The organism is Thiomicrospira pelophila DSM 1534, from assembly GCF_000711195.1.
Taxonomy (GTDB): Bacteria; Pseudomonadota; Gammaproteobacteria; order Thiomicrospirales; family Thiomicrospiraceae; genus Thiomicrospira; species Thiomicrospira pelophila.
The window spans coordinates 1,898,845-1,921,050 of sequence record NZ_JOMR01000001.1 but is presented as its reverse complement, the minus strand read 5'-3'; the positions used below and the strand labels follow the sequence as shown (position 1 = coordinate 1,921,050).

Here is a 22,206-nt window from a genome sequence, read left to right as displayed (position 1 = left end):
GATGAAAAAAACCACACAAAGTCATAGAATTTGGATTGTCGGTGGATCACAAGGCATCGGCTTAGAACTGGTTAAAGTTTGGCTTGAGCAGGGTCATACCGTGATTGCATCCGCGCGCAGCGCAGAAAATTCGGCCGATTTAAATGATCTGAAGCAGCGTTATACAAAACTCAGTTGTTTAAATGTGGATGTGACCGATGCGGCGGATTGTGAGGCTAAAAGCCACCAGGCCTGGTCGTTACACGATGGTCTGGATTTGTGGTTTTATAACGTAGGCGCTTACCAACCCATGAGAATTGGCGAGTGGGATTGGGACAGTTTCAAATTTATGAATCAGGCGAATTATTTAGGCGCGGTTTCGTTGATGCTGGCGTTGCAACCATTGTTTGCCAAACAGGGTGCAGGGCGCTGGGTTTGGAATGCCAGCTTGGCGTCTTATTTTGGCTTACCTTATGGTGGCGGTTATTCTGCGCCCAAGGCTGCCCTGGTGAATTTGGCTGAGTCGTTACAACCAGAGTTGGCGCAAAGCGAGATTCAGCTGCAAATTATTAATCACGGCTTTGTTAAAACTCGTTTAACCGAAAAAAATACCTTTGAGATGCCAGGCCTGGTGGAGCCAAAACAAGCTGCTTACTTGATTAACAAAGGGTTACAGAAATCAAGTCGGTTTGAAATACGCTTTCCATTTGGCTTGCGTGTTATGCTCAGTTTGCTTAAGGTCTTGCCTTATCGCTTGTCTTTAGCTTTGACCAAAAAAATGCTCAGATAGGAAATCTAATTATGTCGATTCAAACCGTATTGGAACGTTACCAGGCTTTATTCGAAAATCTCACACCAGATAGCTTGAAGCAAGAGTTTGCTAAGGTATTTGACCCAAAAGTTTATTTTAAAGATCCGTTCAACGAAGTGCGGGGTTTGGATAATTTACAACAGGTTTTCAGTCACATGTTCAGCAGTTTGCATGAACCCGAATTTCGCATTCATCATATGGCGGGTGCGGATAAAACCGGCTATTTAGAATGGCGGTTTTATTTCAAACTCAAACCCAAAGGTGAAACACATCAAATCAATGGCATGAGCAAAATCTTAATTAACGATCAGGATAAAGTGATTGTGCACATGGACTATTGGGATTCGGGCGAATACGTTTACCAAAAAGTACCGATTTTGGGTGCGTTAATAAAACTTGTTGCTAAACGACTAAAGGCCAAATAATCCAGATGAAAAACACCCAGTCAGCGCCATCCTGGTGGCAGTCTTTGCTTTATGGTTTGCCCGCTTGGCCGTTGGCGATGCTGGGCATTCCGCTTTATATCTATCTGCCAACCTATTATTACGAGTTAGGCGTTGAAATGGCGCTGGTCGGATTGATGTTGTTGCTCGCGCGGGTGACGGATGTGTTTACCGATCCGCTTATTGGCTGGTGGCGTGATCAGCTCAGTCACGCTGGGCGTTATAGTTTGATTGGCTTGGGTTGGGCGCTATTATTGTTGAGTTTGTGGCAATTGCTCTTGCCCACTGAACCCGATGCGCTGCACTTGTTGATTTGGGCGTTGCTGGTTTATTTCGCCTGGACTTTAATTATGATTCCTTATCAAGCCTTGAGCGCCGAAGTCACAACCCATCATCACCATAAAACTCAGTTTACCGCCAGCCGTGAAGCCTTTGCGATTTTGGGGGTGGTGACGGTGTTGTTATTACCGTTTTTTCTGAGTGATGCGCAAGACACCCAGCGGCTATTTGAAATCCTCTATCCGCTGGTGGCACTCAGTCTTACATTCGGGTTAGGTTTGATGATTTGGCGATTAAAATTGGCCGTTCAAGTCCCTAGCTATTCAAAGAACACCACTAAACAAGATCACCAGGCCTGGTGGTTGATTTGGCGCGACCCACAGAGCCGACAACTGCTTCCAGCCTACTTTATTAATAGTCTCGCGAATGCGTTTCCAGCTACCTTGTTTTTACTCTTTGTACAATATTATCTCGACCTAACGCCGCAGACCGGTATCTTATTAATGAGCTTCTTTTTAGCCGGAGTGTTGGCGTTGCCATTTTGGGTGGTGTTGTCGAAACGCTTGGGCAAATACACCGCTTGGCGCGGCTCGATTATCTTAGCTTGTCTGAGTTTTGCCTGGGTGTTTACGCTCGAATCTGGCGACTTTAATGCGTTTTTAATAATTAGCTTTTTATCCGGCTTAAGTCTAGGGGCCGATGTGGCCTTGCCATCCTCTATTCAAGCCGACATCGCGCAAGACCTGAGTCAAACCAATGGCTCGATTAGCGGACTCTTGTTTGGTGTTTGGGGTATGTTAACCAAGCTCGCGCTTGCGTTGGCCGTCGGTCTCGCGTTTCCGCTACTTGATTGGATGGGGTGGGATCAAAAAACCAGCGCCAGCTTCACGACCTTGGTTTGGTTGTATGCTGGGGTACCGATCGCTTTAAAGCTGTTGGTGCTTGTTTGGTTAAGAAAAGCGCGTTAGGCCAGTAGAGTGCAAACACTAGCAGGCCTGGTACTTAATTTAACGGTTTAAGTAGGTTTTAACCGCGTCTTCTACTTCCTGCACTTCAATGGCTTTCATGCACACAGGGTCAGTACAGGGTGTTTTTCGGTGGTTAGCCGCGCTGACACAAGGCGAGCAAGCTAAGCCCGCAAATATTGGCGTACTGTTGCCTAGTGAGCCATAAAGTTTTGGCGTTTCAGGCCCGAAAAGGACAAAGGTTTTAAGCGGTGTAATGGATGAAAAATGGCCAGGCCCAGAGTCATTGGTGACCATTAATTCACTGATGCAATATAAAATCGGCATCTGTTGAAGTTTTAACTGGCCTGCAAAATTAATACAGCGTGGATGATCAACCTTAGATTTAAACTCTTGAGCTTCTTCCTTTTCTGCGGGCGCGCCAGTAATGAGAATTAAAATGTCTTCGTATTGTGCGAGCAGATTTTGCATGAGCTGCTGAAAACGCTCTTTTGGCCACCGGCGTTGCGGTAAGAGCTCACTGGCATTTGGATTGATTAAAACCAACCTATGTTGTTCGGCTTGATACTCAGGATAAAGCGCCTGCACCTTTTCGCGAATGCTTTGTTTTTGATCCTGATCGAACTCAACTTGATCTAACTTGATATCTTCGTCGGTAATCTTAACCTTTGCATAGGGCTTTTCATCGTGATCGACTTCGAGTGCATGAATCAGTGCAATGAAGTTTTTGGCGATGTGTATATGAGGGTTGTAGCTGACTTTATGAGTAAGCATATGGCCACGGTATAGACCTTCACCATGAAAATTATGATACCCGACTCGGTTGCGGGTAAAACTAAAGCCCGTAAGCAAGGCTGATACCCGTGAGAAAAGCTCCAAGTCTATGGCGGTATCAATTTTGTGTTTACGGCACCAAAAAATAAATTTAACCGCATCTAAAATCAGTGTGAATAAGCTGTCTTCACGGAGTTTGAAAATATTATCCTCTGGAATGGTGCCCAGTAAATCTAAGCTTGGCTTGTTTTTACTGAAAATCACAAAAAAAAGTTCCGCATCAAAGCGAGCTTTCGCTCGTTTCATCGCTGGATCAGCAATAATAGTGCTTCCCATCTCTGAAAGTTCGACGAACAAAATTCGTTTTGGCGGACTCATGTCTTTACTTCGAAATAAATCAATGGTTTTTACGACGCCGCTTCCCAGGATTGTTAGGGGGATTCCAAGGTAGTAGTCAATTTTTCGCATTAAGTCGACGTTCATGTTTGCGTCCTTTAAAAATATTTATGTTGGCTTCGCAGGTAAAATACCAGGCCTGGTAGGGCGGCTAGGATTAGTAGAATCCCAAAGAGTAAGGACATCGCTAAAACTTGGGCTTGTTCAACGCCAATCATCATGAATAAAACAATTAAAGCCCCTTCGCGTACGCCCCAGCCTGCAAAAGAAATAGGTAAGACCGTTAAAAGAATAGCGGGTGGGATAATCACCAAGTAAGTGGCGATGGGCTCGTTAATTCCAACACTATGCCCGATGCCAAAAATCGCAATCATCGCTAGAAGATGAATAAGTATCGAAAGAGCAAGTTGTTGTGCGATGCGTTTCGGGGTTTTATATACACTACGAAAACGGTGGGACAGGTCGTAAAAAAGGCGCGTGATCGAAAACCGATCAAACCAATGTATTTTATGTAATGCAAGCAAAACAAAAAAACCAAAGAAAGCCGCCAAGATTAAGCTGTTAATCAAATAAAAAACATGGCTAGGAAGCAAATCGTTCGCCAATAAACTGGCGGCTAGGGTGATAACTAAGAGCCCGATCAAGCCCACTATTCGGTCGATAAACACACCATAAAAGGCTTCTCGCGTGCGCCCTCCGTGTGCTTTAACTTCGGCAACACGATAGGCATCGCCACCGATGCTAGTTGGCAACAACTGATTAAATAGGGCGCCTTTAAAATAAGATTTTAAATAAAAGCTTAGTGGGTGAGTGTAATCCAAAAGCCCCATAATTAAGCTCCACCTATAGGCGGCGACAACTTGACTTAGGATGAGCAGTAATAAGGCGATGACTAGATAGTCGAGCTTGGCGTTGAGCATGGATGACCATACAGAGCTGAAGTCCACTTTGTAAATAATAAAGCTGACTATCAGAACCGAAATGACGAGTTTAATAAGATTGGACAAGCTACTAGATCTTCATGGGTTAAAAATACCTTGGATTGTATCAAATAGAGGTGCAAAATCCAATTAATATAGAGCGCTGAGCCGGATAAAACTCATAATGCTGTTCATTAGTTTGTTGAGGTTATTTGTTTTCAATAAGCCGGTATAGGTGTATTAAGTGTAAGTGTCGCTTACTTAAAGTTTGCTTAGGTTTTTTTGGGTTTAAGTAGTAGCAACAGGAATAATCCCGTCGCACTGACCACAATGGCTGGGCCGGATGGTAGGTCTAGGTAGTAGGATAGGATTAAACCGGTGACGACACTGAAGCTGGCGGTTAAAAAGGTGTACCCCAGCATTTGTTCAGGTGTTTTGGCTAAACGACGCGCGGTGGCGGCCGGGAGAATGAGTAACGAGGTGATGAGTAGAATGCCAACAATTTTCATCGCGACGGCAATCACCAAGGCGAGCAATAAGGTCATTTGCAATTGCAGGGCTTTGACTTTTACGCCTTCGACTTGTGCCAGTTCGGTGTTGAGGGTGAGGTTGAGCAAGTCGTGCCAGTTGCGGTAAAAAAACACCAACAGCAACATCCCCAGTCCGAGCATCCAGTATAAGTCTTCATGGTGCACACTTAGAATGTCACCGAATAAATAGCCCATAATGTCGAGCTGGATATTGCCTTGTAGGCTAATCACCACCAAGCCGAGCGCTAAACTGCCGTGTGCAAGTATGCCTAATAAGGTGTCGGTGGCTAACAAGGCGCTTTGACGCAGTTGGTGCAAGCTAATCACAATAATAAACGAGGTGATGAGGATCGCGAGGGTTAAATGGATTTGTAGAATCAACCCAAGGCCAATGCCTAATAAAGCCGAATGCGCTAAGGTTTCACCAAAATAGGCTTGACGCTGCCAGACCACAAACACACCCAAGGGGGCAGCCAGCCAAGCCGCTAGCAAACCGGCGCTAAGCGCATAAAGCATAAATGGGTCAAGTGTCATAGCGTGTTATCCGTGTTTGCAGTGGTCGTGGTGATGTTGATAAAGTGCGTGCTCGGGCAAATCCGTTCCAAACTGAGCAATAAAACTTGGGTGGTCGCGCAGACTTTGTACGGTACCTGAACAGCATACGTGTTGGTTTAGGCAAATCACTTCATCGGTGTGTTTCATCACCAAGTGCAGGTCGTGGCTGATCATTAATACGCCGCATTGGCGTTTTTGTTGTTGCTCATGAATGAGTTGATATATCTGACTTTGGCTTTGTAAATCTATGCCCTGAACCGGCTCGTCTAGCACTAATAAATCGGGGTTGCGAATCAGCGCTCGTGCTAATAAAACGCGTTGCATTTCGCCGCCCGATAAGGATTGCACGGCTTGGTTTAGGTGGCTGGCTATCTGGAGTTCTTGTGCGATGATTTCGATCTGTGTGGTATTATGTTCTGCCTTTTTTAAGCCCAGTTGTAAAAAGCGTTTAACGGTTAAGGGCAGGGTCGGGTCAATTTGAATTTTTTGCGGCATAAAGCCAATCACCAAATCTTGGTGATGAGTAACTTGGCCTTGGGTGGGTTGCAAAATCTTGAGCAGGATTTTAACTAAAGTAGACTTTCCCGCGCCATTGGGGCCAATTAAGGTAATGATTTGGTTTCGGTAAATTTGAAAGTCGATATCTTGCAACACAGGATTCTCACCAAAGCGGTGTCGAATTTGGTGTGCGCTAATTAATAAATCAGATTGTGGGTTGGCCGTGGCGCTAGGTTGAGTTGAGTTCATAGTGGCTATTTTACAGGGAGACGCAAGCAAATGCGAAGCGCGATACGGATTTTTATATTGAGTCTGACTTTGTTGGCAACCAGCCAAGTACAGGCTTTGAATGTGGTGGTGTCGATTCCGCCTTTAGCCGGGATGGTCATGCCTTTGCTGGATGAAGACGATAAATTGCATGTATTGTTAAGTCCGGGGGCATCTCCGCATGGCTTTCAGCTCAAACCCAGTCATATGCGTCAAATCCAAAAAGCGGATATTGTGGTGTCGGTCGGTACTGGAATTGATGCTTGGTTAGAGCGCGCGTTGCGTCATTATGATGGCACCCAAGTGGTGATGCGTCAGCTGCCCGATTTGCTAGTGCTGCCTAAGCGTGATGGTGGGCTTTGGCAAGAGTTAGATGACGATCACGCACATGAGCACGATCATAATCATGCCACGCATGAAGTTGCCGACAAGCCAATGCAAGCGGCGCGTACCGATGGCCATATTTGGTTAAGTTATCAAAATGCCCGCTTATTAATTAAAGAATTTAGTCAGCAGTTTCAGGCCTTGCAACCTATGCAGTTGGGGGCGATTGTGGCGCGTGAAAAAGCAACCTTGGCCAGTTTAAGTGAAGCCCACCAGGTCTGGTTGTTAAAGCTTGAGCCTTATCAAGACCAAGGTTTTGTGGTGATGCATGATGCCTATCAATATTTTGAGCAAAGTTTTGGTTTGCAGGCTTTAGGGTCGATTCATGTCAATCCGGAAGTGCCGCCCAGTATGCGCGCGGTGCAAGACTTGCGTGAGTTGATTCGTCATCGACAGGTGAAGTGTATTTTTAAGGAGCCGCAGTTTCCAGATTCACGTTTAACGCCAGTGGTGCAAGGCTTAGATGTGTCGATCGGCACGCTTGATCCGCTTGGATTTGAAGCGAAGCTTGAGCCTTATGAAGCTTTTTATGATCAGTTAGTGAGCGACTTTAGCGCATGCTTTCAGTGAAATCTCCTGTTTGTTTGCTGGGTTGGCCGGGCGCGGGGAAAACTCGCCTGTTAAAGGCTTTACAGTCCAATAAGACATTAAGTTTAAGAGAAGCGCCAGGCCTGGTGTTTGATGTATCTGATTCTGAGCGGGCCTGGGTGGTGATTGATGCACGCAGTCCGGTTGAAGATGACGCGGCACTTGGTCAGCTTATTAATGCAGGGGATGCGATTGTATTCATGTTTTGGCAAGAGGTCTCGCTCGACCACCAGGCCTGGTGGTTAGCTCAGCTGAAGCAGATTGCACCGAGTAAACCCTTTGCTACTTGTCTTTATGAAAACCTGGCTGAGTCGCGAGTTAACAGTTTGTTATCCGCACCAAGGACGGCGGTTCGCCCCGATTGGCCTGAGTTGCAAAGCTTTGAGTTTGTACTGCCTAAAGTCGTGTTGGAGCATTTAATGTTTGTGTTGGACACGGCGAAACAAAATCTAGGGGTTGAGTTTTGGCGGGTGCAAGCGGTGTTGGATACGCAAGAATATGTGAACCCGGTTGCACTCGAAGGCACGTTTGTGCGCTGGGATACGTTTGCCGCCGACAAGGATGTAAATCAGATAGGGCATATTCGTATTCTGGGCCGAGGTGTAAGTCAGGATGATTTAAACACTTGGTTGCAAGCTTGTCATGCGCCTGTAGGCTAGACTTTTAATGAATAACCAACTAAAATAGTAAGAATTGTTTTAACAAGTGAATTTTCGATGACGCAGACCACTCAATACCAAGAAATCAATGATATTTTGCAAAAAAACCAACACTATAAAGAAGGTTTTTTTACAGCAACGGCCGTAGAAACCTTTGCAAAAGGTTTAAACGAATCCGTCGTGCGTGCGATTTCAGCAAAAAAGAATGAACCGCAATGGATGTTGGATTTCCGTCTTAAAGCCTTTAAGCATTGGCAGACGATGGTAGAACCGCATTGGGCGAAAGCTGAGTACGAGCCGATTGATTATCAAGACTATAGTTATTACTCAGCGCCTGAATGCGGCAGCTGTTCGGAATCCTGCGATAAATCGCTCGATGGTAAAGATCATACGCAAGCGAATCAGATTGATCCCGAAGTAGCAAAAGCCTTTGCTTCGCTCGGTGTACCGATTAATGATGATGGTGAAGCCAATATTGCAGTTGATGCGATTTTTGATTCAGTTTCCATTTCGACCACCAAACGTGATGATTTGGCCAAACTTGGCATTATCTTTTGCTCCTTCTCGGAAGCGGTGCATGACTATCCGGAGTTGGTTCAGCAATATATTGGCACGGTGGTGCCGCATCACGATAACTTTTTCGCCGCTTTAAACTCAGCGGTTGCCTCGGATGGTACGTTTGTATATGTGCCGCCGGGGGTGCGTTGTCCAATTGATTTATCGACCTATTTCCGCATTAACGAAGCCAAAACCGGTCAGTTTGAGCGTACGATTTTAATTGCCGATAAAGGCAGTTATGTAAGTTACCTGGAAGGTTGTTCTGCACCAGTACGTGATACCTATCAGTTGCATGCGGCCGTGGTCGAAGTGATTGTGCATGAGGATGCCGAAGTGAAATATTCCACCGTGCAAAACTGGTACCCAGGTGATGATGACTGTCAAGGCGGGATTCTGAACTTTGTGACCAAGCGTGGAATTTGCGAAGGTCGCAATGCTAAGTTGTCTTGGACACAGGCTGAAACCGGTTCGGCGATTACTTGGAAGTACCCAAGTTGCATCTTGAAAGGCGACAACTCGATTGGTGAGTTTTATTCGGTGGCTTTAACCAACCGCCGCCAACAGGCCGATACTGGCACCAAGATGATTCATATCGGTAAAAACACCAGCAGTACCATTATTTCAAAAGGCCTGTCGGCTGGGCGCAGTGATAACACCTATCGTGGTTTGGTTAAGATTCTACCGTCTGCCGAGGGCGCGCGAAACTTTACCCAGTGTGACTCGATGCTAATTGGCGATCAATGTGGCGCGCATACTTTCCCTTATATTGAGGTGGAAAACCCAACTGCCCAAGTAGAGCATGAAGCGACCACATCACGTATTGGTGAAGATCAGTTGTTTTACTGTCAGCAGCGCGGGATTAGTGAGCAAGATGCGATTTCCATGATCGTAAACGGCTTCTGTAAAGAGGTGTTTAAAGAGCTGCCTCTCGAGTTCGCGCAAGAAGCGGAAGAGCTGTTGGCCATTAGCTTGGAAGGCTCGGTCGGTTAAGTTTAATTCAGTTCAGTCGGTTGTTTTGTCGAGATTTAAACCAGCCCGCTGAACAAATACAATCCAATTTTTAACGCAAAAGCAAAGACGAAGACTATGTTATTAAACATTAATAATCTACACGCCCAGGTCGAAGAAAAATCGATTTTGAAGGGCATTAATTTGCAACTGAATCCAGGCGAAGTCCATGCCATTATGGGGCCAAATGGCTCAGGCAAAAGTACTTTGTCGAGCGTTTTGGCTGGTCGCGAAGAATACGAAGTGACCGACGGTAACGTCGAATACGACGGCGAAGATTTGCTTGAAATGGACGCGGAAGAACGTGCTCGTAAAGGTGTGTTTTTGGCGTTTCAGTATCCGGTCGAAATTCCGGGGGTATCTAATAAACTGTTTATGCAAACCGCGGTTAATGCGGTGCGTGAAGCCAAAGGTCAACCAGCATTAGACATGTTTGACTTTGAACAGTTGGCCGCTGAAAAAATGAAAAAATTGGAAATGTCGCCGGTAATGCTAGAACGTTCAGTGAATGTGGGCTTTTCGGGTGGCGAAAAGAAACGCAACGATATTTTTCAAATGGCGATGTTGGAGCCGAAGCTTTGTATTATGGATGAAACCGACTCCGGTTTGGACATCGATGCTTTGCGGATTGTGGCAGAAGGCGTGAATAACTTGCGTTCGCCGGATCGTAGTTTTTTAATCGTTACCCATTACCAACGGTTGTTGGATTATATTAAACCCGACCATGTGCACGTATTGTATAACGGCCAAATTATTAAGTCGGGCGGTTTTGAGTTAGCACAAGAATTAGAGGAGAAGGGGTATGACCACCTTATCCAAGCCTATCAAGAAGCATAGTCCTGTCGCGCAAAGCGCTATGAGTTTTTATCAGCAGCAGGCTGAGACGTTAATGGCGTCTGAGTCGGATGCGGCTTTGGTGGCGTTTCGTCAACAAGCTAGTGAACACTTTGCTGAACAAGGCTTTCCAACCCGTCGGGATGAAGACTGGAAGTACACGCCGCTGAATGGATTTTTACAGACGCATTATCAGCGTAGTGGTGTTGCGCAGATTTCTGAAGCCGACATTAAGGCCTTTTTACCGCCGTTTGATGTCATGCATTTGGTGTTTGTGGACGGTTACTTTAGTGAACGCTTTTCAGATGATTTAAGTGAATTGCCAGCCGGCTTGAGTATTGAATCGGTCAAAGATGCATTGGATTTCAAGCAGGGTTATACCGCGTTTTTATCACATGAAATGGGGATTGAAAAGGAAGCGTTTGGCACCTTAAATTCAATGTTGTTTGATGACGGTGTGGTGATTCAACTCGAACCACATTGTTTGGTTGAACGCCCAATTTTATGTACCTATGTGCAAACGCAGAATGAACATGCTAATACCGTGCGTAACCGTGTCACGCTTGCGCATGGCGCGCAATTGAGCTTGCTTCAGCAACATGTCAGTTTAAATAATAAATTGAATGCGTTCGATAATGTTGTTACGGAAATCAATGTTGCTGAAAAAGCGCAGTTAAACCAAGTCGTATTGCAGTCGCTTAATCCGTCGGCAATGTATTTTGGTTTACAGTTTGTAGACCAAGCTAAAAACTCGGTATTTCGTACGCATTATATTAGCTTGGGGTCGAGCATTTCTCGTCATCAAAATGTATTGCGTATGGCAGAAGAGCATATTGAATCAGAGCAGAGCAGTGCATGTTTTGCAAGCGGTCAGCAAATTATGGATACCCGAACCCATACCGAGCACCAGGCCTGGTGGGGTACAAGCCGTCAATTGCATAAGCTCGTATTAGACGATGAGGCGGTTGGGGTGTTTAACGGCATGATTAAGGTCGCACGCGCGGCTCAAAAAACCGATGGACAGATGGATAACAAGAACTTGTTATTGTCTGATAAAGCCAAGGTTGATAGCAAGCCACAGCTGGAGATTTATGCCGACGATGTTAAATGTTCGCATGGTTCGGCTTCAGGTCAAATCAGTGAAGAGCAGATTTTTTATCTGCGCGCTCGCGGTATTAATGCAGAGGATGCGCGCCGCTTAGTCACGCAAGCCTTTTTACTTGAGCCGCTTGAATCAATTACTTCAACGCCAGTCCGTCATTGGTTAGCTGATAAGTTGATGCATAAGCTAAACGCTTAAGTTCCTATCGATCCGTCTTCATCACCCTAAGTTCCTGCTGTGGAATTTTTGCATGGGTGATGATTTAACAACTTTCAAAAGGTGAGTATGTTTGATCAGGCCGCGCTTAAAGCGCAATTTCCAATCTTGTCTTTATCTGAAAAAGGCCATCCTTTGGTCTACTTGGACAACGCATCAACCAGCCAAAAACCGGTAAGCGTGATTGACGCTATTAATCGTTATTATCGTGAGCAAAACGCCAATGTGCATCGTGGCGTTTACGGGTTAAGTGAACGCGGAACGGAAGCCTTTGAAGGGGTGAGAGAGCAAGTTAGGCATTTGCTTAATGCGCGTTCTTATAAAGAGGTTATCTTTGTTAGGGGCGCGACCGAAGCGATCAATTTAGTTGCGCAAAGTTGGGGGCGCACGAATCTATGTGCGGGCGACGAAGTGATTGTGTCTGAAATGGAACATCATTCTAATCTGGTACCTTGGCAAATGTTGCGTGATCAGTTGAATATTAAGATCATTAAATGGCCGATTAATGACCAGGGCGAATTATCGTTAGATGACTTAACTGGCTTGATAACCTCGCGTACAAAATTGATTGCTGTTACGCACATGTCGAATGCGCTCGGCAGTATTAACCCGATTGCTGAGATTGTTAAATTGGCACACCAATCTGATATCAAGGTTCTGGTGGATGGGGCACAGTCTATTTCGCATATGGCAGTGGATGTCCAAGCTTTGGATTGTGACTTCTTTGTCTTTTCAGGTCATAAAATGTACGCGCCAACTGGCATTGGCGGTTTAGTTGCTAAGCAAGATTTGCTGGAAGCTATGCCGCCTTATCAAGGTGGTGGTGACATGATTTATTCGGTCACTTTTGATAAAACTGAATACAACGAACTGCCATATAAATTTGAAGCCGGTACGCCTAATATCGCGGGTGTGATAGGTTTGGGTGCGGCAATTAAGTTTATTCAGGCGTTAGGGTTTGAACAAATTGCGAAAATTGAAGATGATTTGCTGCATTATGCTACTAAGCGTTTAACTGAAATTGAAGGCTTACGCATTATTGGTACGGCTAAAAACAAAGGCGCGGTGGTGTCGTTTGTGATTGATGGCGCGCATCCGCATGATTTGGCCACTTTGTTGGATCAAGATGGTGTTGCAGTTCGTGCTAGTCATCATTGTGCAATGCCTGTGATGCAAAAATTTAATGTACCGGCTACGGTGAGAGCTTCATTCGGTGTTTATAACACACACGAAGATATTGATCGTCTGGTCGATTCTGTGCATGAAGCGTTGGATATGTTACGCTAAGCCCACTTAATAAAAGGGTTTGATACATGTCAAAAGCACCGTTAGATTGGATTAAATTAGAACTCATGCCTCTACCAGGTGCAACGGGTCGAGAAGCTAAAGTACTTTGGTGGAATCCGGAGGCTCGGATTATTGAGGGGGAAGGGCGTGAGGAAGTTTTAGCTTTGGCCGAAGCGGCAACCCAAGCGGGCAGCTTGCAAACTGGTTCGGGCGGTTCCGTTGAAATTACCGATCCTTTGCATCAGCCTTCGGAATTAGCCGCAGTTTTAGCTCAGTATTATTGGGTGATTCCACAACCTGTGGCCGCGCCTGGAGAGGAAGTTGAATTGGAATCAGAAACCACCCCGGTTTTATTAAATTGAAGCCTAACTAGTGTATTAGCGTTATAAAAAATGACACCTAGAGCCAAAAAACTTAAAAAAACGCATTCTCAAAAAGAATTATTCGATTAGTTGAAGCCATTTTTGCTATCATAAGCAAAGTTTTTGTGTTCCAGAATTGGGTGTTTATTGGGTAATGACTCGGCACAAATTAGATTGGAACTCTTTGAATTTGTAGGGCTTTAATGAAAGAACAAGTAAAACAAATCCACTTTGTTGGCATCGGTGGTGTCGGCATGGCCGGGATTGCCGAAGTTTGTCTAAATCTCGACTTCCAAGTATCAGGGTCTGACGTCAAACGTAATCAGACTGTAACCCGTTTAGAAAGTCTAGGTGCCCGAGTTCAAGTTGGGCACGATCCTGAATTAATGAAGACGGCCGATGTGCTGGTGGTGTCGAGTGCGATTCGTGCGGATAATCCGGAGGTTGTTTGGGCTAAGGCAGAACGTATTCCGGTGATTCCTCGTGCTGAAATGCTGGCTGAATTGATGCGTATGCGATTTGGCATTGCGATTGCGGGTACTCATGGTAAAACAACGACTACTAGCTTAACCGCCGCGATTTTAACCCATGGCGGTTTGGATCCCACTTTTGTTATTGGCGGTAAACTGAACCAAGTGGGCACCAATGCGCGTTTGGGCTCTGGGCGTTATTTAGTAGCCGAAGCGGACGAGTCGGATGCTTCTTTTCTACATTTGACCCCAATGATGTCCGTGATAACCAATATCGACATGGATCACATGGAAACCTACCAAGGTGATTTTTCACGTCTAGTTAGTACTTATAATGAATTTATAAACCGTTTGCCGTTTTATGGTTTGGCCGTGTTGTGTCTGGATGATGAGAATATTAAAAAGTTGCTTCCAGATGTCCTGCGTAAAACTCGTACCTATGGATTTGATGAACAGGCCGATGTTCGCGCAGTAAATGTACAAACACACGGTCTACAAAGCCAGTTTGGTGTGCGTTTAAAAGATGGATCAGAGTTCAGTGTTACTTTAAATATCCCGGGTCGACATAATGTTCAAAATGCTCTGGCCGCCATTACAGTTGCGTTGGAGTTGGGGGTCAAACCTTGCGCCATCAACGAAGCTTTGATGGCATTTGCTGGAGTTGGTCGTCGATTCGAGGTTTATCCGAATCGGCTAATTGGTGATCATGATGTAACCCTAGTGGATGACTATGGCCATCACCCAACCGAACTAAATGCCACTTTATCTACCGCGAGAGCGGCCTTTCCTGATCAGCGTTTAGTGTTGGTGTTTCAGCCGCATAGATACAGTCGAACTCGTGATTTATTTGAAGAATTTGTACACGCTTTAATGCACGCTGATTTAGTGATTCTAACTCAGGTGTATGCGGCTGGCGAAACGCCTTTAACCGCGTTTGATTCTAAAGCCTTGATCCAAGCTATGCGTTTGCGCGGTGCTCAAAACTTGGTGTTGGTGGATGGATTTGATGAATTACAAAGCCTCGCGTCCGAATTATTACAACCGAATGATGTGGTGTTAATGATGGGTGCAGGCGATATTGGTGCCTGGGCGAAACAATGGCAAGAACAGGAAGGTGTGTTATGAGTTCGTTTGGTCGAGTAGCTGTTTTAATGGGCGGCATAGCGGCTGAACGAGACGTTTCTTTGCGTAGCGGTCAAGCCATAACCCAAGCACTAAAGAGTGCTGGAATAGATGCGTATGGTTTAGATGTGACTCGACTCGAACAATTAGTTGAAATCAGTCAAACTTATGATCGCGCTTTTATTGCTTTACATGGTCGCTGGGGTGAGGATGGCCAGGTTCAAGCAATTTTGCAGTCATTGGGTATGCCGTTTACCGGTAGTCAAATGGCGGCGTCGGCTTTGGCAATGGATAAGTTGCGAACAAAGTGGTTGTGGCGTGGTGCGGGCCTGTCGACTCCTGATTTTGTTCAGGTTAGCCAATTTCAGCCATTGGACTTGGAAAACTTTAGCTTAACCTTTCCATTAATTGTGAAGCCTTGTCATGAAGGTTCCAGTATTGGTATGCGCAAGGTATACAGCTTAGAGGAATTGCAGCAAGCGGTAGAGTTTGCGCAAGAATATGATAGCGAAGTATTAATCGAACAATGGGTGACTGGTCGGGAATTTACCGTCGGGGTTTTGAATGGGCGTGTTCTGCCGACTATTGAGTTAAAAACAACTCATGATTTTTATGATTATTCGGCCAAGTATCAGTCTAACGACACTCAATATATTTGTCCTTGTGAGCTTAGCCAAGATCTTCAGGCTCAAATCGATCAGCTCGTACTTCGAGGTTTTGATGTTATCGGCGCGAAAGGCTGGGGGCGCATGGATTTACTGGTGGATGATAACCACCAGGCCTGGTTGATTGAGTTAAACACGGCACCGGGCATGACCGATCACAGTCTAGTGCCAAAAGCCGCCAAAGTGATGGGCTTAAGCTTTGAAGAGCTGGTCGTTGAGATTTTGAAAACTTCATTAAACTAGAGGGATGGACTTTGCGAAAACTCAAGTGGGGCGTAAGTATTGCAGCCATTATGCTCGCGTTAAGTGCGCTGGCTTTTTCGTTGCTTTCTCAGTCTCGCGGAGTAGATTATCTTTCTTATAGCATTGTCGATTCCTTACAACATGTCCGTTTTGATGATGTGGATGAAGCCTTGGTTCCTTATTTGTCCCAGTCTTTTTGGGAGGTCGATTTAACTGAACTTAAACATTCGTTGGAGCAGGTTAATTGGATTGAAAATGCCACTATCAAACGCAGCTGGCCGGGTTATTTGGAAATCAGCATTGACGAACATAATCCGATTGCTCGCTGGGGTGATAAAGATTTGATTAGTCAGGATGGTGAGATTTTCCGTCCGGTTTCACAGCAGGGTTTTGAACACCTCATTCATTTGCAAGGTGATCGGCTACAAGCGCCCGCCTTATTAGCTGTTTTAGAGACTTTTGAAGAAAAATTAGCGGCCCTCAATTGGCAGGTAGTGAGTTTGTCCCAACAGGTGGATGGTGTATTCCGACTAAAGTTTGACTCTGGTCAAGAATTAATTGTGGATTCTGCTAATTGGGCCACCAAGTTGCCACGTTTTGTAAAGGCTTATCCTATGCTTTCAAAAAAACTGGTAGAATCTGCACAAAGCTTTGATTTGAGATACAGCAACGGCGTGGCGGTAAAGGTGTCCTCACCTTCGTCACAAATGCTTTAAAGTAGAGAAGACTGGAAGACTATGGCGCGTAAAAAACTGGCTTCAAATATTATTGTTGGGTTGGATATTGGTACTTCGAAAATTGCGGCCATTGTCGGCAAAGTAAAAGCCGATGGCGGTATTGAGATTCTGGGGATGGGAACCCATCCTTCTAAAGGCCTTAAAAAAGGGGTGGTCGTCAATATTGACTCGACCGTTGAATCTATTCAACGTGCGATTGATGAAGCTGAGCGTATGTCCGGTTACCAGGCTCAAAGCGTGTATGTCGGTATTGCGGGTAGCCATATTAAAAGCTTTAACTCCAATGGCATGGTCGCAATCCGTAATCAAGAAGTTACCGAGGAAGACATTCAACGCGTTATTGATGCCGCCCGTACCCAAGCGATCCCAGGTGATCAGAAAGTGCTACATATTCTGCCACAAGAGTACATTATTGATAATCAGGATGGTATTCGTGAACCGATAGGCATGTCTGGCGTACGTTTGGAGGCCAAAGTTCACATGGTTACCGGATCAGTCAGTTCGGCACAAAATATTACGAAATGCGTACAGCGTTGTGGCTTGAAAGTTGAAGACATTATTTTAGAACAGTTGGCATCCAGCGAAGCCGTTTTGTCTGAAGATGAAAAAGAACTAGGTGTATGTTTAGTCGACATCGGTGGTGGCACAACCGATATTGCCGTGTTCTATCAAGGTGCGATTCGACATTCGTCTGTGATTGCCGTGGCAGGTGACCAGGTTACTAACGATATTGCGGTAGCATTACGCACGCCCACACCTGCGGCAGAAGAAATTAAACGCAAGTATGCCTGTGCTTTACCTCAGTTGATTGCTAAGGATGAGGAGATCGAAGTGCCTAGTGTCGGTGATCGACCAGCTCGTTGTTTATCTCGCCGCACCCTAGTGGAAGTGGTAGAACCCCGTTATGAAGAATTATTTCAGTTAGTTCAAGCTGAATTACGTCGATCTGGGTTTGAAGAAATGATTGCAGCGGGCGTGGTGTTAACTGGTGGCAGCTCGATGGTCGAAGGCGCGGTTGAATTAGCCGAAGAAGTGTTTAATATGCCTGTGCGTTTAGGTTTGCCGCATGGCATCACGGGTTTAACAGAGGAAGTCAATAGTCCTAGTTATGCGACCACAGTAGGTTTATTAATGTATGCTCGTGATCATTTGCCCGTTAGTTCGGAAGTAAGTGGTAGCAGTTACAACTTTAACGATGAAAAAGCGTTATTAACACGCATGAAAAATTGGTTTTCGAATAGTTTTTAATGTGTCCGTTGTGGATAAATAGAATTTAATAAGATAGAGAAAGAGCGTGAAGCAAAGAACGATTGCTAATCCAATTAAGGCCAAAGGCGTTGGATTACATACCGGGCATGAAGCCATCATGACCCTAAGACCAGCTCCTGTTGATACAGGTATTGTATTTCGCCGTATTGATTTAGACCCGGTTGTGGAGTTTAAAGTTTCACCAGATATTGTGGGTGAAACCATGCTATGCACGACCATTCTAAGCCAGGGTGCGAAAATTGCGACGATTGAACATTTAATGTCCGCTTTGGCGGGGGTTGGTATGGATAATCTATACATTGATTTAAATGCTGATGAAGTGCCGATTATGGATGGTAGTGCTTCACATTTTATTTTCTTATTGCAGTCCGCTGGCATTGAATTTCAAGATGTCGATAAATGTTATGTTCGTATCAAAAAGCCAGTACGAGTTGAAAATGAACTCGGCGGATGGGCAGAGTTTAAGCCTTACGAAGGTTACCGGTTGAATTTTTCAATTCGATTTGACCATCCTGCGTTTAAACAAACGGCTGAAAACATGAGCTTGGACTTCTCATCCACTTCTTACTTTAAAGAAGTTAGTCGTGCGCGCACTTTTGGTTTTATGAGTGATATGGAAATGTTACGCTCACGTCAGTTGGCGTTAGGTGCTAGCTTAGAGAACGCGATCGGTTTAGATGATACCGGTGTTATGAATAAAGAAGGTCTGCGCAATAAAGATGAGTTTGTACGCCATAAAATCTTGGATGCGGTTGGAGATTTGTTTATGGCTGGGCATGCCATAATTGGCGAATTTACAGCACACAAGTCAGGTCATGCTCTAAATAATCAATTGTTACGCGAATTATTTAGTCAGCCAGATGCGTTTGAATTAGTATCTTTGGGCGATTCCGACCCATTGCCAATCGATTTTAGCAGCAGCAAAGTCTTGCTTTAAGCTTATTTATCTACCTCATTCATGAGGTTCGGCGCGTTGACTCAGTTTGGTTAACGCTTCCGCCAGATTAGGAGAAAGATTTTTACTGAGCTTTTTCATTTGTTCAGCCGCCTCGGCATCGGGTCGATTCGCGGATCTTTTAATCCGCACCTGCTCGTTGGAATCAACCATGATCTTAAAATGAATTTGATTAAGTTTCAGGTGAGGTAGGTTCTGGTCGTAATGATGTAATAATGACTGCTCAAAAAAACGCAATTTACTCGCCCAGTTTGCGCCATCTACTAAACAAATTAATGTTTGCTGTTCAATAGACACGCCTACCAAATGCGCTGCTAGGTTATCAGGTAAAGCCGATTGGCCCAGTTCAAGTAATGCTTGATAAAGTTCGGCCTGTTGAAAAAGCTTGGTTAAACTGGGTTCTTTTAGTAGGTGTTTCATGCTGTGTAATAAGCCTGTGATGGTTTTGAGCTATGGTAGAATAAATCCCATTTTAAATGATCGCGGTGCTTAACGGCGAATCTCAGCTAACAAATTTTTAGATTTGTGGCTGGTTTGGCGCTAAGTATGGCTCTGGTAATAAAGTTCAGGTAATTAACCATTATGTTCGTAAATATTTTCAAAAAGATTTTCGGTAGCCGCAATGAGCGGTTGTTAAAGCAATATCAGAAGCGCATCGCTCAGATTAATGCTTATGAACCAGAGTTAGAGGCACTCTCAGATGAAGCATTGCAAGCTAAAACAGCGGCTTTTAAACAGGCTTTGACAGACGGAAAAACACTTGATGATATTTTACCCGAAGCCTTTGCTGTGGTGAGAGAAGCAGGTAAGCGTGTTTTTGGTATGCGTCATTATGATGTACAGATGATTGGTGGTATGGCATTACATGACGGTCGTATATCTGAAATGCGTACTGGTGAAGGTAAGACGTTAGTGGCCACTTTGGCGGCCTACCTCAATGGCTTAAACGGTTCAGGTGTCCATGTTATTACGGTTAACGATTACCTAGCAAAGCGTGATGCGGAATGGATGGGGCAGCTTTTTGAATTTTTGGGTTTGAGTACCGGTGTGATCGTTAGTGGTCAAAGTCACCAAGAGAAGCAGTTAGCTTATTCGATGGATATTACCTATGGTACGAACAACGAATTTGGGTTTGATTATTTGCGCGACAACATGGCGATCTATAAAGAAGAAAAAGTCATGCGTGGTCAATCATTTGCGATTATAGATGAGGTCGATTCGATCTTAATTGATGAAGCGCGTACGCCGCTGATTATTTCAGGGCCGACTGATAATAAAGCGGAGATTTATCACAAAATTAATCCTTTAATTGCGCATTTAGAACAGGGTGAAGAAGACCCAGTGGAAAAAACCACTACCGGCGACTATACGATTGATGAAAAAGCACGTCAGGTATTTTTGACCGAAGAAGGTCATGAAAAAATTGAAGATATGTTGATGGAAACTGGTCTGCTACAGGAGGACGATAGCCTATACGATTCCACCAATATTGGCTTGATGATCCATGTTAATGCGGCCTTAAGGGCGAATGTGTTATTTGAACGCAACCGCGACTATATTGTAGAAAATGGTGAAGTGGTCATCATTGATGAGCACACGGGCCGTAAAATGATTGGTCGACGTTGGGGTGAGGGTTTGCATCAGGCCGTAGAAGCCAAAGAAAAGGTAGACATTCAGCATGAAAGTCAGACATTTGCTTCTATTACCTTCCAAAATTATTTCCGTCAATATACCAAGTTATCCGGTATGACTGGGACAGCTGATACTGAAGCTGGTGAGTTTTTATCAACTTATAAGTTGGAAGTGGTGGTTATTCCCCCAAATAAGGTACCCGCGCGTCAAGATTTGACGGACTTAGTGTTTCTCGACATGCAAAGCAAATTTAACGCATTAGTTGAAGATGTCAAACAAACTCATACAACGGGTCAGCCAATTTTAGTAGGGACAGCTTCGATTGAATCGTCTGAAATGTTATCGTCTTTATTCACGCGTGCTGGAATTAAGCATGAAGTTTTGAATGCGAAACAACATGAGCGAGAAGCACATATTATTGCTAATGCCGGGATGCCAAACGCCGTAACAATCGCCACCAATATGGCTGGTCGTGGTACCGATATTGTGTTGGGTGGTAATCTTGATGCACAGATTGAAGAGCTAGGTGAGCAAGCGACAGCCGATCAGATAACCAAGGTTAAAGCGGATTGGCAAGCACGCCATCAGCAGGTGCTAGACTTAGGTGGCTTAAAGGTTATCGGTTCTGAGCGTCATGAATCGCGTCGAATAGATAATCAGTTGCGTGGTCGTTCAGGTCGTCAGGGTGACCCAGGCGCGACACGTTTTTATTTATCATTAGATGATGATTTGATGCGTCGTTTTGCATCGGAGCGTGTTAAAAACATGATGCGCCGTTTAGGCATGCAGGAAGGCGAAGCGATTGAGCATCCAATGGTGAGTAAGTCGATTGAACGCGCTCAGAAGCAGGTCGAACGTTTGCATCAGGATGAACGAGCGAACTTATTGAAATTTGACGATATTGCCAATGAACAACGTAAGGTAGTTTATCAGCAACGTAATGAACTGATGGAAAGCGAAGAAGTTCGTGAAACGATTGAGTTAATGCGAAATGATGTAGTAAATGATGTGATTGACCAATATATCATGCCGGGCAGTTTAGATGAGCAATGGCGGGTTCCAGAGTTAGAAACGGCATTGCACGAAGAGTTTGGTGTAACGGTGCCAGTCCAGGCTTGGCTCGATGAAGATAAGTCTTTGTATGAAGAGCCGTTACGCGACAAAATTGTCGCGGCAGTTGTAGACGCTTATAATCAAAAAATGGCAGTAGTGGATGAAAAAACACTAGGGCATTTCGAAAAAGAAGTATTACTACGCAACATTGATAAGCTCTGGCGTGAGCATTTAGCCGAGATGGACTATTTGCGTCGAGGTATACATTTACGTGGCTTCGCCCAAAAGGACCCGTTTCAAGAATATCGCCGCGAATCGGCCTTATTGTTCCAGATTTTCTTAAGTGAAGTTAAGCGTGAAACGGTTAAGATGTTGTCTTGGGTTCAGTTACAAAGTCAGGAAGATGTGGCGAAGTTTGAATCTCAGCAAAAAGAAGAAGCACAACAAAAGCTACAAGCCACCCATCCAGATGCGGACCGTAAATCTTCGAACACATCCGCAGAAGGGGAAGTGAAAGATCCGAACACCTTCCGCAGAGATGTACCAAAAGTGGGACGTAATGATCCATGTCCTTGTGGTTCGGGCAAGAAATATAAACAGTGTTGCGGCAAGTTGGATTAACGTCGGTCAGACGCGCAATGCTTA

The 22,206-nt window shown here is 44.9% G+C and carries 21 protein-coding genes; 16 read left to right on the top strand and 5 right to left on the bottom strand.

The window, feature by feature from the left end:
* Nucleotide 1 precedes the first annotated feature (1 nt).
* From N746_RS0109245 to N746_RS0109235, 3 genes are read left to right on the top strand one after another with little or no spacing between them, the layout of a single operon-like run.
* Nucleotides 2–769 carry an SDR family NAD(P)-dependent oxidoreductase gene (locus N746_RS0109245; protein ID WP_029935980.1) on the top strand — a complete coding sequence of 256 codons (768 nt, stop codon included), beginning with the start codon at nt 2–4 and terminating at the stop codon, nt 767–769.
* Between the two features lie 11 nt (nt 770–780).
* Nucleotides 781–1,215 carry a nuclear transport factor 2 family protein gene (locus N746_RS0109240; RefSeq protein WP_081836015.1) on the top strand — a complete coding sequence of 145 codons (435 nt, stop codon included), beginning with the start codon at nt 781–783 and terminating at the stop codon, nt 1,213–1,215.
* Between the two features lie 5 nt (nt 1,216–1,220).
* On the top strand, nt 1,221–2,480 hold the full coding sequence (locus tag N746_RS0109235; RefSeq protein WP_051678613.1) for an MFS transporter: 1,260 nt from the start codon (nt 1,221–1,223) through the stop codon (nt 2,478–2,480).
* Nucleotides 2,481–2,519: 39 nt separating this feature from the next.
* Here N746_RS0109235 and N746_RS0109230 read toward each other — a convergent pair whose 3' ends face one another.
* From N746_RS0109230 to N746_RS0109215, 4 genes are all read right to left on the bottom strand, one after another.
* A complete protein-coding gene (locus tag N746_RS0109230) occupies nt 2,520–3,734 on the bottom strand; it encodes a glycosyltransferase family 9 protein (protein WP_029935977.1) in 1,215 nt (404 codons plus the stop codon).
* Nucleotides 3,735–3,745: 11 nt separating this feature from the next.
* The gene (locus N746_RS0109225; protein WP_029935976.1) at nt 3,746–4,654 is read right to left on the bottom strand and encodes a lysylphosphatidylglycerol synthase transmembrane domain-containing protein; all 909 of its coding nucleotides are present in this window, start codon (nt 4,652–4,654) and stop codon (nt 3,746–3,748) included.
* 185 nt (nt 4,655–4,839) lie between these two features.
* Complete coding sequence (locus N746_RS0109220; protein WP_029935975.1) at nt 4,840–5,631, bottom strand: metal ABC transporter permease; 792 nt, start codon at nt 5,629–5,631, stop codon at nt 4,840–4,842.
* A 6-nt stretch (nt 5,632–5,637) separates the two neighbouring features.
* Nucleotides 5,638–6,399 (bottom strand): ATP-binding cassette domain-containing protein, encoded by a 762-nt coding sequence (locus tag N746_RS0109215; protein WP_051678612.1) that lies wholly within the window; start codon nt 6,397–6,399, stop codon nt 5,638–5,640.
* A 30-nt stretch (nt 6,400–6,429) separates the two neighbouring features.
* On the opposite strand from N746_RS0109215, the gene N746_RS0109210 reads away from it, so the two are divergent.
* The 12 genes from N746_RS0109210 (at nt 6,430) to lpxC (ending at nt 18,858) form a co-directional block, all read left to right on the top strand.
* Nucleotides 6,430–7,371 (top strand): zinc ABC transporter substrate-binding protein, encoded by a 942-nt coding sequence (locus tag N746_RS0109210; protein WP_029935973.1) that lies wholly within the window; start codon nt 6,430–6,432, stop codon nt 7,369–7,371.
* Entirely contained in the window at nt 7,359–8,048 is a 690-nt protein-coding gene (locus tag N746_RS0109205) for a hypothetical protein (RefSeq protein ID WP_156018326.1), read from the top strand. Before N746_RS0109210 ends, N746_RS0109205 begins: the two co-directional genes overlap by 13 nt.
* A 57-nt stretch (nt 8,049–8,105) precedes the next feature.
* Nucleotides 8,106–9,596: a Fe-S cluster assembly protein SufB gene (gene sufB / locus N746_RS0109200; protein WP_029935971.1), complete on the top strand. Its 1,491-nt coding sequence runs from the start codon at nt 8,106–8,108 to the stop codon at nt 9,594–9,596.
* 96 nt (nt 9,597–9,692) lie between these two features.
* Nucleotides 9,693–10,451, top strand: a complete 759-nt coding sequence (gene sufC / locus N746_RS0109195) for a Fe-S cluster assembly ATPase SufC (RefSeq protein WP_029935970.1) — start codon at nt 9,693–9,695, stop codon at nt 10,449–10,451.
* Entirely contained in the window at nt 10,417–11,748 is a 1,332-nt protein-coding gene (gene sufD, locus N746_RS0109190) for a Fe-S cluster assembly protein SufD (RefSeq protein ID WP_029935969.1), read from the top strand. The genes sufC and sufD overlap by 35 nt, the downstream gene beginning before the upstream one ends.
* A gap of 87 nt (nt 11,749–11,835) precedes the next feature.
* The gene (locus tag N746_RS0109185; protein WP_029935968.1) at nt 11,836–13,053 is read left to right on the top strand and encodes an aminotransferase class V-fold PLP-dependent enzyme; all 1,218 of its coding nucleotides are present in this window, start codon (nt 11,836–11,838) and stop codon (nt 13,051–13,053) included.
* Between the two features lie 26 nt (nt 13,054–13,079).
* Nucleotides 13,080–13,415 carry a hypothetical protein gene (locus N746_RS0109180; protein ID WP_029935967.1) on the top strand — a complete coding sequence of 112 codons (336 nt, stop codon included), beginning with the start codon at nt 13,080–13,082 and terminating at the stop codon, nt 13,413–13,415.
* 203 nt (nt 13,416–13,618) lie between these two features.
* Nucleotides 13,619–15,010 (top strand): UDP-N-acetylmuramate--L-alanine ligase, encoded by a 1,392-nt coding sequence (gene murC / locus N746_RS0109175; protein ID WP_029935966.1) that lies wholly within the window; start codon nt 13,619–13,621, stop codon nt 15,008–15,010.
* Nucleotides 15,007–15,915: a D-alanine--D-alanine ligase gene (locus N746_RS0109170; protein WP_051678610.1), complete on the top strand. Its 909-nt coding sequence runs from the start codon at nt 15,007–15,009 to the stop codon at nt 15,913–15,915. The genes murC and N746_RS0109170 overlap by 4 nt, the downstream gene beginning before the upstream one ends.
* 11 nt (nt 15,916–15,926) lie before the next feature.
* Nucleotides 15,927–16,631, top strand: coding sequence for a cell division protein FtsQ/DivIB (locus N746_RS0109165; RefSeq protein ID WP_029935964.1), 705 nt, complete (start codon nt 15,927–15,929; stop codon nt 16,629–16,631).
* 21 nt (nt 16,632–16,652) lie between these two features.
* Nucleotides 16,653–17,900 (top strand): cell division protein FtsA, encoded by a 1,248-nt coding sequence (ftsA, locus tag N746_RS0109160; RefSeq protein WP_029935963.1) that lies wholly within the window; start codon nt 16,653–16,655, stop codon nt 17,898–17,900.
* 46 nt (nt 17,901–17,946) lie between these two features.
* Nucleotides 17,947–18,858 carry a UDP-3-O-acyl-N-acetylglucosamine deacetylase gene (gene lpxC / locus N746_RS0109155; protein ID WP_029935962.1) on the top strand — a complete coding sequence of 304 codons (912 nt, stop codon included), beginning with the start codon at nt 17,947–17,949 and terminating at the stop codon, nt 18,856–18,858.
* A 15-nt stretch (nt 18,859–18,873) separates the two neighbouring features.
* Here the strand turns inward: lpxC and N746_RS0109150 are convergent, their stop codons facing one another.
* A complete protein-coding gene (locus N746_RS0109150) occupies nt 18,874–19,296 on the bottom strand; it encodes a DciA family protein (RefSeq protein ID WP_029935961.1) in 423 nt (140 codons plus the stop codon).
* A 162-nt stretch (nt 19,297–19,458) separates the two neighbouring features.
* Here N746_RS0109150 and secA point away from each other — a divergent pair, with 162 nt between their 5' ends.
* Nucleotides 19,459–22,182, top strand: a complete 2,724-nt coding sequence (gene secA, locus N746_RS0109145; RefSeq protein ID WP_029935960.1) for a preprotein translocase subunit SecA — start codon at nt 19,459–19,461, stop codon at nt 22,180–22,182.
* Nucleotides 22,183–22,206: the final 24 nt, after the last annotated feature.